The 11871-nt window shown below is 54.1% G+C and carries 12 protein-coding genes and 1 pseudogene; 1 reads left to right on the top strand and 12 read right to left on the bottom strand.

Annotated elements, in window-relative coordinates; translation table 11 throughout:
* Positions 1-1087: PLxRFG domain-containing protein (locus IOB61_RS12750; protein WP_290817305.1), on the top strand; the 1087-nt coding region annotated here is incomplete at its 5' end.
* Between the two features lie 1142 nt (positions 1088-2229).
* Here the strand turns inward: IOB61_RS12750 and IOB61_RS12745 are convergent.
* From IOB61_RS12745 to IOB61_RS12695, 12 genes and pseudogenes are all read right to left on the bottom strand, one after another.
* Positions 2230-2442, bottom strand: coding sequence for a hypothetical protein (locus IOB61_RS12745; protein WP_290817302.1), 213 nt, complete (start codon positions 2440-2442; stop codon positions 2230-2232).
* Between the two features lie 244 nt (positions 2443-2686).
* The gene (locus tag IOB61_RS12740) at positions 2687-3685 is read right to left on the bottom strand and encodes a site-specific integrase (RefSeq protein ID WP_290817299.1); all 999 of its coding nucleotides are present in this window, start codon (positions 3683-3685) and stop codon (positions 2687-2689) included.
* A 53-nt stretch (positions 3686-3738) separates the two neighbouring features.
* Positions 3739-3831, bottom strand: a pseudogene (locus IOB61_RS16870) (hypothetical protein); the annotation flags it as partial.
* Positions 3832-3850: 19 nt separating this feature from the next.
* Positions 3851-4087, bottom strand: coding sequence for a Lar family restriction alleviation protein (locus IOB61_RS12735; RefSeq protein WP_290817296.1), 237 nt, complete (start codon positions 4085-4087; stop codon positions 3851-3853).
* A gap of 277 nt (positions 4088-4364) precedes the next feature.
* Entirely contained in the window at positions 4365-4697 is a 333-nt protein-coding gene (locus IOB61_RS12730; protein ID WP_290817294.1) for a hypothetical protein, read from the bottom strand.
* Complete coding sequence (locus IOB61_RS12725; RefSeq protein ID WP_290817291.1) at positions 4694-5161, bottom strand: hypothetical protein; 468 nt, start codon at positions 5159-5161, stop codon at positions 4694-4696. Before IOB61_RS12725 ends, IOB61_RS12730 begins: the two co-directional genes overlap by 4 nt.
* 19 nt (positions 5162-5180) lie before the next feature.
* Positions 5181-6047, bottom strand: a complete 867-nt coding sequence (locus tag IOB61_RS12720; RefSeq protein WP_290817288.1) for a hypothetical protein — start codon at positions 6045-6047, stop codon at positions 5181-5183.
* The gene (locus tag IOB61_RS12715; RefSeq protein WP_290817285.1) at positions 6040-6291 is read right to left on the bottom strand and encodes a hypothetical protein; all 252 of its coding nucleotides are present in this window, start codon (positions 6289-6291) and stop codon (positions 6040-6042) included. Before IOB61_RS12715 ends, IOB61_RS12720 begins: the two co-directional genes overlap by 8 nt.
* On the bottom strand, positions 6288-8840 hold the full coding sequence (locus IOB61_RS12710; protein WP_290817283.1) for a DNA methyltransferase: 2553 nt from the start codon (positions 8838-8840) through the stop codon (positions 6288-6290). The genes IOB61_RS12715 and IOB61_RS12710 overlap by 4 nt, the downstream gene beginning before the upstream one ends.
* On the bottom strand, positions 8837-10444 hold the full coding sequence (locus tag IOB61_RS12705) for a lambda-exonuclease family protein (RefSeq protein WP_290817281.1): 1608 nt from the start codon (positions 10442-10444) through the stop codon (positions 8837-8839). Before IOB61_RS12705 ends, IOB61_RS12710 begins: the two co-directional genes overlap by 4 nt.
* Positions 10441-11271: a phage recombination protein Bet gene (gene bet / locus IOB61_RS12700; protein ID WP_367272855.1), complete on the bottom strand. Its 831-nt coding sequence runs from the start codon at positions 11269-11271 to the stop codon at positions 10441-10443. Before bet ends, IOB61_RS12705 begins: the two co-directional genes overlap by 4 nt.
* A 169-nt stretch (positions 11272-11440) precedes the next feature.
* Positions 11441-11871 (bottom strand): hypothetical protein (locus IOB61_RS12695; protein WP_290817279.1); only part of this gene is annotated, 431 nt, incomplete at its 5' end.

The following is an 11871-nucleotide window of genomic DNA, read 5'->3' as shown; positions in this document are numbered from 1 at the left end:
AGCCGCCTACGATATGTGGGATTCGGCTGACGCGAAGACCCGCGCCGAAATGACCAAAACGACCGGCGCTAAAGACGGCTTTGCATTTGCACAACGAACGGTGCAGGAAACCCAGGGCATCTACAATAAAGGTAATCGACCGAATTGGGCGCGGGGCGCAATCGGCGCAACTTTGATGACGTTCAAACAGTACACCGTTGCCTATCTCGAGTTATTGTCCCGCCTGCCACCACAGCAAAAGATGGTAATGCTAGCCATGCTGGTGTTTTTGTCCGGCCTCGGCGGTCTGCCTGGTGAAGAGGATGCCGAAGATTTGATCGACACCATCGGTCAAGCGATGGGCTACAACACGAATAGCAAGATGTTCATTCGCCAGAAAGTCGCGGATCTGATCGGTGAAACATTCATGCCAATCGTAATGCAGGGCATTTCGGGAATGCCCGGCTTCCCCGCAGACATCGGCGGTCGCCTTGGCATGGCCAACATCCTGCCGGGTACCAGCCTGTTCCAGCGAAGCGAGTCGAACTCAACCGACAAGGAAATCGCCGAAGCCATCGGCCCAATCGCCGGGATCGTAAAGAACTTCAACAATGCCAAGAAAGCAGCGGAATCTGGCGAATGGTTTGACGCAATGGCTAACGCCGCACCTAATGCTATTGGCAACGCCCTTAAGGGAGCTAAGATCGGACAGACTGGCGAAATGACAGACTACAAAGACCGCAAGACGGTTGACGGCCTGGATATGTCGCATGCGTTCTTCAAATTCATCGGATTCAATCCCAAGCCCGTTGCCGACGAAGGTAGAATTAGCCGGATGATCGGTCAAGATGTCCGCCTTTTGAAAGACGTAGAAGCCGATATTGCCGACAAACTAGCCAGGGCCATCAAGAACGGCGACGACGAAAAACAGGAACGTGCGCTAGCAGAGCTTGACGAATGGAATGAAAAGAATCCAGACACGCCAATTGTGATTACCCGTCAGCAGATCAATCGCCGCATCGAAGAGATGCAAACCAGCCGAGACATTCGCCAGATGAGGACAATTCCAAAAGAATCTCGTGCTTACTACATGGAAAACGTGAAGTGATCGCCGCCATAGTCTGGTTCTTTGTTGCCACAATCTTGGTATTCGCTATGATCATCGGGCTATATTTGGCGTTTCTTGGCCCACTAATGATAGTGATGAATGAAGACGTCGGCTGGCTAGAGGCTTATCGTCGGGTTTGGCTGGGGTAGTGTTAGCGACGCCGGATGATTGACGCAACTTGGTAGGTAAGATAGATTGTGGTGGCGGGGCTTGATACCCGCTTGCGATCTACACTACTCGCCGGTCGCTCACTGGTAAGGCCGCTAAGCCCTCAGCTCTTGCCGCGTGTTGCCATTCCACGCCGCACCACAGATAAACCGCCTCTTAATTTTTCACCCTGACAGGCATGGTCAGTGTCAGCTAACCACAGGCGGCTTATCTCTAGTGTGGTGCCGCCATTGCCACGGCTCAAGGCATGGAACACGCCGCCCATGCTTCTCAGCTCCGCCCGGTCTTGCATACGTATGGCAAGTACGTGCCGTTGCGACGGGATCATCAAGGCTCTTGCGAGCGCACCACAAGTCAGGAAACGGGCCGCAAGTTAGTGATTAGCTAACAGGGGAGAGTCGTGTTCCATTCCCTGATTTGTGATGACTCCTTACGGGAGTCAGTCGGCCTTTTCGCATTACTTCGGCCTCTTTAGCGGGGCTTCCGCAACTTTCATGCGCTGCGTCATAGGCTGTCAGTTCGGTTAGTTCGCGTCACTACTGCCCCTAACGGGGGCAAGTCGCCTGCTGAAACAGGACGTATGCTGATTAGCTGACGTTCGCAGCTTTGTGGCACCGATCAGCACGGTTAGCAAGGCAAGCGCTGCCCTGATTCAAATTTTTCTCATTCGTCCATCGCGTTGTGTACGCAAACTCCGTCATCAACTGTTGGGCTGCACCAGCAATCCTCACTCTCGTTGTGTTCTCGTAAGTCGTCCACTGGCACAACATGAATCATTTTTTCCCCGTTCGCGTCATTAGCGCGAGTATATCACAATTTACCCAACATCATGCGTATATGGGGATTACGTGACTCGTTGCGTATGCTATACGCATATTGCATATAAACGGCGTTTTCTTTAACACGATCTGGGAACGTGTCTCATATTTAAGGTTTCTTTATCATGTGCCATATCTGGCGCGTATGGCGCATATTTACGGTTTTTGCGCCATTGGTGGCGTGGGGTCGCTTTTTGCATTTTGCTCTGCCAGCCGATACGCCCGTAGTTCTGCTATTAGTGCGGGTAGGGTGTTGTGTACGGCTTTCGGATAATCATGCGACATTTGCGCGGCTATTGGTTTTGAATGCGTGAACGGGATGTTCAGGTAATCTCGGCGCAACCGCTCCAACTCGTCTAGGTCGATCATTTCTTTCTCTCCAATCTCTTAACGTAGCTTCTCCGCAATTTTTGCTGCATCTAGGTTGACGTTCCGGTAATCGTTCCGGTTTTAATCGGCTTGCCCCGAGAAATATCGGGAAATATCGGGACTGCCCCGGCACTCTCACGGGCTAAGTCATTGAATTTTGGCGCCCTCGACACGAATCGAACGTGCGACCTACCCCTTAGGAGGGAAACGCACCCCCTTGGAATAGCCCGTAAACAGTAGAGTTTCATCCGTTCGTACCGTTTTTCGTTCCGATTAGAGCGTCCATCGCGCCATCTGCATAGTCGGCAAGCTGCTTCTTCTCCAGGTGCGCGTACCGCGCCACCGATCCCATGTCGGCCCACCCCCCAGCCTCTTTTACTGCCACCAGGGGCGCACCGGACATCAACAGCCATGAGGCGAAGGTGTGCCGTAGGTCGTGCCAAGTCACATCTTCCAGCCCAGCACGCTCCTTGGCGCTGGTATAGGCCGTCTTGGGGCTTTTAATCGGCTGTCCTCGGTAGGTGAAGACGTACTCGGGGTTGTAGCCACGGCATCCGGCGAGGATCTTCATGGCATGTTCGCCCAGCGGAATAGAGTGACCTCGGCGCTGCTTGAAGTCGGCAGAGTTGATCACCATAACGTCGCCATGAATTTGCGACCACTTGAGGCCAAGTACGTTAGCCTGTCTTTGGCCGGTGGCCAGAGCAAAGTCAAATGCCGGAACCAAATGAGGCGGGAGTTCTGCCCGTAGCTTGACGTACTCGTCGCCACGAAGGAACCGGTTGCGGCTTGGTGGCGGCTTCTGCCTCGCCAGCTTGGGGCATACGGCGAGTTTGTCTTGTGCCACGGCGAGGTTAAGGGCTGCTCGGACGACGGCGATGATCCGGTTGTACCAAGCGGGTTTCTTGTCCCGAAGGGCAGCGCGAAGCGATGTGCTATCGACAAGGGCGCAAGGTCGATCAGGGTACTTCTCCAACAATACTCGGAGTGCCGATATGTCGGTTTGCGCTCGGGGACGTTCGTTAAGCCACGCATTGACGGCCTGTTTTAGCGTGTATTCAACAGAGGTTGGACTAATTTCAGTCCAGCGTTGCGTGGCGAGCGCGGTTGCCGTCTTTCGGTTTTCCGTGCCAAGTGATTCCTTAACTCTCTTTCCGTATCGAGAGAGGTCGCACCACCAGCCTTGGGCGTCTTCGCGCTGGTAGATAGCGATGCCTTTTGCAATGCGGATTCGACTAGCCATGTGTCAAGCGTAGAGGCGATAAAGATGTACTTGGAGTTGATGCGGAGGTGGGGAATGATACCTTGTTCGCACAAACCCCGAAGACCGTCCGCGCCGATCCGTAGGCGCTCACAGGTTTCCTCGAATGATAAAAGCTGTTCGCTCATTTGGCTGCGCTGGTGATGGTCATGGCGTCTCCGGCTGCGGGATTGGCTTGGCGCGGGTGTTCCACTCCTTAATAGCATCTTCTTTAGCCACGGCTTCCCATTCTTCTTTTGTGCCTTCGCCCATTGTTTGAATGCGAATTTCACCGCACGTTGCGCCGCATTGGTCGCACTCGGCAACACGCCAGCGAAAGTTAGAGGCTTCGTGTACATTCACGCCAACGTAGCCACAAAACGGGCATGGTAAAGGCTCGGTCATTTCGGCTCCGTAGGCTGTTGTGCTGCATTTGATTGCCGGAACTTTGCCCGAACCCGTTCGCTTTCTTTCGTTTCCCTGCCGCACGATTTGCAGTAAACGGGCACAGGCTCCCCATCATCTAGCCAAGCGACCCAGCCGTGATAATGGTTGTGGGTAAGGTTTGCGTACTGCCACCACACCCAGCCGACAAACTCTGTGTGATCTGCGCTTTCCGCACCCTTGAGTCGCCGCGCCAATCGTTTAGGCCACCAGCAAAACACGGTTTTTCTTGAGGCGATCATTTCGGCTCCTGTTCTGCTATGGCTGCGGCGATTGGCGGTGCTGGTAGCGGTTTCCAGTGGGTGGGAGTTTCGGTGAGCGCCCCGCCATAGCCAAAGATGCGCCACCAAGTCAAGTTGCCAACGTCACCCCATGTAACGATATAGGTGTTTTTGTACTCGGCACAGTGAACCATTATGGCCCTTGATGTTTTGGGCGCACTCTCAATCGGTTGCCACTCGGCATCCCTTTTGTAGGCTGCAAGTTCGGCGGTGAGTGCTTCGACTTTATTGACAAGCTCGAAAATTGCTACGCTTTTATTTTTTTTCGCTAGATAGTAGGATAGGCTCATTTGTTCGGCTCCTGTTCTGCTATGGCTGCGGTGATTGCTGCGCCTCGGCCAATTAGTCCGCATCGAGCCCTATTGCTTTCGTTGTCGCGCTCCATAGCTTTGAACAAGGCAATACAAGCGTTACGAGTGTGCGGACTTCCGCCCCCGCCAAAGCCAGTCGTGCAAAACTCAACAGAGCCGCCAGTGTCGTAGCTGTTAGGGTCCGGAACAATCGCCACGATTACATCACCATCGTTATCAAACGCAACGCGAAGTCTTCCTAATGGCGACATATCCCCAAGCCGCTCAACGAAATTCTGCGATCCCCAGCCTTCCGGCATGGATTCGGTCGGTTGCCATTCAGCATCCTTTTTGTAGGCTGCAAGTTCGGTGGTGAGTCTTTCCAATTCGACCGCAACTTTTAATCGCGTCGGGAATGGCAATACGGCTTTGTTGTAGTCCGTCAATTCGTCAGTTAGGCTCATTTAGCGCTCCCAATCATGGCTATGTAAGCGAGGCTGGTGGGGTGGTGGTTCGCGCTGCAATCGTGCGCTCTGCCCATCGCACAGCCTTTTGCATGGTTTTAATGTCGCACGGGCAGTAAGGGTTGTTGACGCTGAATATCTCCTGCCGACCTTGCTCTATCTCAGCGTCTGTCAGTCGCGCAACAGGCTCTACTGGGGCGGCTTGTGCGGCTTGCCGTTTTTTATCGGCATATTTGAGCAACCCCGGCACAAAGTCACGAAAAGCCATCGCCTGATGCCGATCGTCCATTTCATGCAGCCGTTTAGCGCGTTCAAGGTGTACCGCTTGCGGTTTGGTAAGTTGAGGAAAGCAAGCGTCAAACATGGTCAGCAAATCATCGCGGGTTGTTTTGTACCACTCGGCGGCGTACTCGGCGTACTCGGCGGCGCACTCGGCGGACTCGGCGGACTTGGCGTACTCGGCGGCGTACTCGGCGGACTCGGCGGACTTGGCGGCGGACTTGGCGTACTCGGCGGCGTACTCGGCGTACTCGGCGGACTTGGCGGCGGACTTGCTTTGCTTCTCCGCAAACGCAACCACATGGCGCAATCGTTCCGTAATTACCTCTTTGTCGTCCGTCCGTGAGCCAATCGCCCGAAGAATAAACGGCAGCAACCTTTGTCTGTCCTCATCGTTAAACAGATCGTTGGCATAAATTGCCAGCGGTCGCATGACAAAACACACGCACTCGGATTTGTCGGTAATCTGCGCCTCGCCGTTCAGGTACGCGATTACGTTCATGAAGCAGCCTTGACCAGTAGAGGCGGTGTCTTTGTGGCTTCCTGCTAGTAGTTTGATTGGTTCAATCATTGTTTTCTCCTGTTTAGTTGCCTTATCGTCACTCATCGCACACCGCCTTTCTCGCTTTGAGTTCCCACTGTTGACAGCGCGCCTTCGCTGCGCTGATCTTGACCATCGCTCCCTTGGTAAAAGCGCTTTCAACTCGCTGATCGGCCTGAGTGTCACGGAGAGGCAGCACGACTACCGCGACCGTGAGGCAGGCCATAAGTACACCTGCCACAAAGCACAGTACCGCGCCGCCGATGGCGAGACTCCAAAACTCTCGGGGGTTTAGGGTGATGGTGGTCATGCGGCTACCTTCATTTGTGGAACCGTATCAAACAAAGTCGGCATTGCTATTTCACACGCCATAGCTTCGCAGTAGGAAACGCCGTCCGTAAAATACTGCGGACTCAGCTCAATGCCGATTCCTTTACGGCCAGCTTTGATCGCTCGATACGGTACCGTCATCAACCCGCCGAACGGATCCAGTACCGTTTCACCAGGCATGGTGAATTGCGCTATCACGCGGTCAGCAATGTCGAACTGCATGGGGCAGAGATGCATTTCACGCCCCTTGGCAGACTGCGCACCGTTGAGCGTTTGCATCCGTGTGACATCCGTCCACACGTCATCAACGTGCGGCGATTGAGGCTGCAACAGCATGAATGTCACCGGCAACATTCCTTCCGCTTCTAGCGTTTCGCCGATCTTAACGTGATGCTCGAAGTTGTAAACCTCGGTTAACGAGTAGTCTTTGAACATCTGGAAAATCGTGTCGTGCGGCAAGCCTTTTAATTCGTCAGGCGTTAACAATCGCTCGCCGCTTGATCGCGTGAAACCGTGCGCATCAATCTGCCAGCGCGAGCGCGAGTAGTGCGACTTCGACTTAACCACCGGATTGTCGGCGTAGCTATTTGTAGCGTCGGTCGGCGGCTTGCGAAACAAAAGCAAGTACTCAGGCATGCCGACGCCCATCTTTGTGCCGTCTTTGCATTGCTCCGTCCAGCCTAGCCGATAGGTCTGATTGTTTTCGCGCACCACATCGGTGACGATGGTCTTCATTCCCATGTAGCCGAAGCCGTGCTTGGTGTAGTGCTCGATGCAGCGAGAGTGAAACGGGTAGACGGTCTGGAAGCCAAGGCCAGTCAATCCTCCAGGGACAATGCGATCCTTAACGTGAATCGCCGCAATCCGCCCAGGTTGAAGCACTCTGAACAATTCAGGCGTGAGGAAATCCATCTGCTCAAAGAACTTCTCGTTGTTATCGTTGTGCCCGAAGTCTGAATAGTTGGGCGAATACTCGTACTGCGTTGAGAATGGTACCGACGTGAGAATCAATCCGACACTGTTGTCAGCGTGACGCGGCAGCTCTTTAACAGAGTCGTTGTTGATGCAGGTGTACCCGTCGCCGGAAACCTCTATACGCTCAACGCCAATCGCCCGCGTTAGCTCGGCGGCCATGCTGGCGTGATTGAGGCCGTACTGCTTTACGATGTCTGTCATTTTTTGCACCATGTTGTTGTGTTGTGACCACTTGCGTTCGAGAGCTTTGCGGATGTCGCGTTCGGCTTCGGTGTAAACAATGTCAATTCGCACCGGCTTAGATTGGCCGAATCGCTGAATGCGATGCACTGACTGAATGAAGTCGTTGAACTTGAAACCAATGCCTAAATACACCGCGTTATTGCAATGACGTTGAAAATTACAGCCGGAACCTGCGATCACAGGCTTTGCGGCGAGCTCCTGAAACTTGCCGTCGCTAAAATCAATGATTGCTTGCTCGCGCGCTTCTAGGTCTTGACTGCCGTAGACGCTGACGACACCGGGAACCGCTCGTTCTATGGCATCGCGCTCCGATTCAAGGTCGTGCCAGATGATGCGGTGCGCCTCTGGCATGCTGGCGCGGATTTCTTGCAACTTCGCCACGCGCTCAGGAAGGCTATCGCGTTTCTCGCTGGCTGACTCCGATACACCAATCGCGGCATTCCGGAACATGCGCCCCTGTCCACTTTTATCAGTACCGGCGTCAAGATGGTTACTGCCGACCTCATGCCATACCACATCAAGCGGCGGCAATGAATAGCCAGTGTCATCAAAACCAAGGTCGCTAGGCTTGTTGATAAACATCGCCCAGGATGCCACCCATAACCAGAACTCACGCTCTTTGTGCGGATGAATCGTCAACTGATCCGCCTTGGTGCTGTCTCGTTTGAAAAATCTTGTCTTCGCTTGGCCAACATCCATAACGCCTAAAAAAGCGGCATAGGCCAACAATTCGATGTAATCATTCGGCGATGGTGTTGCTGTCGCCACAAACCGATACCGCAACCCCTGGGTACGCTCGCGGGTGTTCATGGTCTTACGATCACCGGCAAATAGCGCCATAAATTCCCGGAAGGTCTTCGTACCCCCAAAGCCTCTCAAGACACTTGCTTCATCGAGGCTTGCCGCATCGAATAGTTGCGGGTTCAGCTTGCCGTCGCGCACCGTTTCGTAGTTCGTCAGGTAAACACCGGTGGTGTCAGCCTCTTCGATACGGCGAATGAATCGCGGCGCTTCCTTCCAGCCCAGCCGCTCGACTGCATCCCGGCGAAACTCTTGGCGCACCCCTAGCGGCAACACAATCAAGCCGCGACCGTTGCAATATTCCGCAGCCAGCCGAACAGTCTCGAGTTGTATGACGGTTTTATGCAGGCCAAATGATGCAAACAACGCGCGCCGTCCGCCTTTCAATAACCAGGGCATGATTGCCTTGCAATGCGGTTTTAACGCGCCGTTGATTTGCGACTGGTCAACGTCAAAGCCATCGGTGGTTGCCATCGCTACTTTAGACTTTAGAAACTCGTCGTATTTCATGAGGCTAGCTCTGCCTGAATAGCTTGAATAAACGCATCAACTTCGGCGAGCTCGGAAACAGACAAAGTTTTTAGGCGCACGGTGATCCGGCTAATCAACATGTCGCAAGTCATTGCCGGCAATGGTGTGACGACCGGTGCGCGTTGCGTGAACACCGGTGACGGTTCTTTTTGCTCGGCTTTCTGTGCAACTGGTGGTAACGCTGCCGTGGCCGCAATACGCTGTTCGGCTTGCTGTTTAATCTCGGCGGCTACCCGCTGGCGCTCGGCTTCGTCGGCCAGTCGTTTCGCTTCGGCTGCAATCTTCGCGGCCTGTTCCTGCTCATGTTTGGCAATACGCGACTCGATTACCGCTACTAGGTCGTCATTCGCTTTCTGGACTAGCGTTCCAGCGTCGGCAAACAAGGCTTGATAGCCGTCCGCTTTTTCCTTCAACGTCTTGAGATTCAAGTCGATACGGTCTGCGATTTCATTGGCCGCAATTTTCACGCGCGCAATTTCCAGATCCACGGCTTCATTAAAACTATCGACCGTGCGCTTGCCTTTGGTGACGTCGATAAAATCCGCCATTTGCGTGTGCGGCATGTACGGCTTGCCTAGACGGGTGTTCAGGTTGGCAATATGTTCGGCAACGGTACGCTGGCCACGCTGGATGATTTCGCCTTTGATGGTGTCCTTCCGCGACTTCACCAACTTGTCCAGTTCTAGACGTTTTGACCGCATTTGTTCTTTCAGGCCGTCAATAGTCCGGAACAACTCGCCAATGGTCGAGGTCTGCGCCAGCGCCATTTTCTTGACGGTTTCCAGTTCCTTCTCAGCGCCGTCGCAGAACTTCACTATGGCTTCTGCATCGGCAAAGTCTTGATCGGTGCGAAGGTCGGTATTGATCGCCTTAATGAATGACAGGGCGGTTTCTTCGTAGACGGCCAGATTGGTCGAAGTCACTTCACCGACAAGGTTCACCATCAGCGCCGGCAACTGTTTGATGGTTGCAGCAACGGCGGCGGGTTTCACTTCGACCACTTGGTATGCGTCCAGATCGGCCTTAAATTGCTTCCATCCGGCGATGATCTCGGCGCGGAGCTCGGGGTTGGATTCATAGGCAACCCACAGCAATGATTCTTGAGTGCCGTTCGACGCGCAGAAAATGACACGCTTTGCGCCGATGACAAGTAATTGCTGCTCTAGTTGCGGGTGGTACTCGGCTGGAATTTCTTGCTGCAACAAAGCGTCGCGCAATCGCGCATTGCTAGTTTTGTGTTCGTAGATTTGATCTTCGCCAATCGTTACCCCGTCATAGGACGCGCTCAACGGTAATCCGTCAATTTCAAGGCTTGCGATGATCGGGGAGAGTTCTTCGCCCAACAATTCTTCGACCAGAGGCCGCACCATCTCTTCGTAGCGGTGGCCGTCGTCAAAGCGTTTCTGTGTACCGGCGTCGATGTCTTCCGTGAGCCCGGTCGCCTTTTCTTTCAATAGCTGGTTGCGCGTCTTGTACTGCGAGATACCGAGCATTGCAGCCGCATCGGAAGCGTTGAAGTGCTTGGCGCGATAAGAGTGCCACTCGGCGCTCCCTTGTGCCAGGTTATGGATGACTCGTTTCATGCTTGTTCTCCCTCGGTAGATTCAGGGGCTTCGCCCTTCGTTGGCGTTTTGATCAGCAGAATTTGTTTCTTTTGCTCGTCGGTCAGTGGTGCTTTCGACTCGGCAAATGCGATGATTTCGTCGTGCGTCTTTTTGCCGGACTCAATGTGTGGAGCCCACTTCTCAAGTGCGGCGGTGAACTGCTCGTTGGTTCGCGGCGGTGTTGCCTCAATCACGCGCGCAGTTGTCTCGGTGGTGTGAGAGGCTTCGCCGGTAATGTCGCGCTCGACAATCCTCTGTGCTTCATCCTCGTCATAGATTCCCGAGAATCCAAAGGCAATACGCGCGCCTTGAATCAGCGTTTTGTGGCGCAACATGCGCTTGGTGTGCGATTGCCATGGACCGCTAAACGTGCCGCGCGGGGGGCAATACACTTCGTCAAGAAACTCACGAATGACGATTGGCTTCTCACGATCCTTGCGGGTAATGATGACTTCGCACCACTCCGGACAAGGCTTGCCAGCCGCCATGGTCACAAACTCGTCGGCATAACGGAATTCAATGCCGTTCATAGCCTCATGCTGGTTGACGATCCGCGTCCAGCCGTCAACCGACACCACTGGCACAATGCCGTTCTGCTTGTCAGGGTAAGCGTAGAGCTCTTTGGTGAACGGGTTGAGCCCGTACTGGTCGGCCACGATCATCAGTGCGACCATTTGTGCGTCTGTTGCTTGCTGGCCGTTGGAGTCTTTAGTCTTGAATGCTGTTCCCTTCAAGATTGCAAACACATCCTTCTCGGCAACACCGAACCGCAACGCCATACGCGATTCGATTGGCTTCGATTCCATTTTCAATACTGCACTCATTTACTTCTCCTTGTGATATGCCGGATGCGCTGCCCCAGCGACCGGTTGTCTCTGATTGCAACGGCGCGCATCAGCCGTCGTATTTGCTCTGCCCGTTCGTCGATAAAAGCGTGTACTCGCGCACGGGCTTCGGTGACTTGTTGCGAGAGGGTCACAGCACTTCCTCAAACTCATCCTTGTCATTCAAGACGTACCAAACATTCGCCTTAATGTCCCGACCAGCAATTCCGGCCTTGATGTGCAGCAGCTCGCCTTTATCGTTGCGATGGCAAAGTACGATCGCGCTACCCTCGACCGCCATTGCTTTGCCTTGAATGCCAAGAGAAGCCGCAACGCCGTGTTTGCCTTCCATGGTCGCTGCGCTGTATTTGCCAGTGTTGGTCGCTGCGCTGTAGTTGCCAGTGTTGGTCGCTGCGCTGTAGTTGCCAGTGTTGGTCGCTGCGCTGTAGTCGCCAGTGTTGGTCGCTGCGCTTTGGTAGCCAGTGTTGGTCGCTGCGCTGTAGTTGCCAGTGTTGGTCGCTGCGCTGTAGTTGCCAGTGTTGGTCGCTGCGCTGTAGTCGCCAGTGTTGGTCGCTGCGCTTT

This window comes from Aquidulcibacter sp. (genome assembly GCF_020253525.1).
Taxonomy (GTDB): Bacteria; Pseudomonadota; Alphaproteobacteria; order Caulobacterales; family Aquidulcibacteraceae; genus Aquidulcibacter.
This window is presented reverse-complemented; position numbering and strand designations above follow the sequence as displayed.

Bases quoted from the DNA above. Each gene is read 5' to 3' on its own strand.
- IOB61_RS12745 (WP_290817302.1), bottom strand. From the start codon at position 2,442: ATGATCGACCTAGACGAGTTGGAGCGGTTGCGCCGAGATTACCTGAAC.
- IOB61_RS12740 (WP_290817299.1), bottom strand. From the start codon at position 3,685: ATGGCTAGTCGAATCCGCATTGCAAAAGGCATCGCTATCTACCAGCGC.
- IOB61_RS12735 (WP_290817296.1), bottom strand. From the start codon at position 4,087: ATGACCGAGCCTTTACCATGCCCGTTTTGTGGCTACGTTGGCGTGAAT.
- IOB61_RS12730 (WP_290817294.1), bottom strand. From the start codon at position 4,697: ATGAGCCTATCCTACTATCTAGCGAAAAAAAATAAAAGCGTAGCAATT.
- IOB61_RS12725 (WP_290817291.1), bottom strand. From the start codon at position 5,161: ATGAGCCTAACTGACGAATTGACGGACTACAACAAAGCCGTATTGCCA.
- IOB61_RS12720 (WP_290817288.1), bottom strand. From the start codon at position 6,047: ATGAGTGACGATAAGGCAACTAAACAGGAGAAAACAATGATTGAACCA.
- IOB61_RS12715 (WP_290817285.1), bottom strand. From the start codon at position 6,291: ATGACCACCATCACCCTAAACCCCCGAGAGTTTTGGAGTCTCGCCATC.
- IOB61_RS12710 (WP_290817283.1), bottom strand. From the start codon at position 8,840: ATGAAATACGACGAGTTTCTAAAGTCTAAAGTAGCGATGGCAACCACC.
- IOB61_RS12705 (WP_290817281.1), bottom strand. From the start codon at position 10,444: ATGAAACGAGTCATCCATAACCTGGCACAAGGGAGCGCCGAGTGGCAC.
- bet (WP_367272855.1), bottom strand. From the start codon at position 11,271: ATGGAATCGAAGCCAATCGAATCGCGTATGGCGTTGCGGTTCGGTGTT.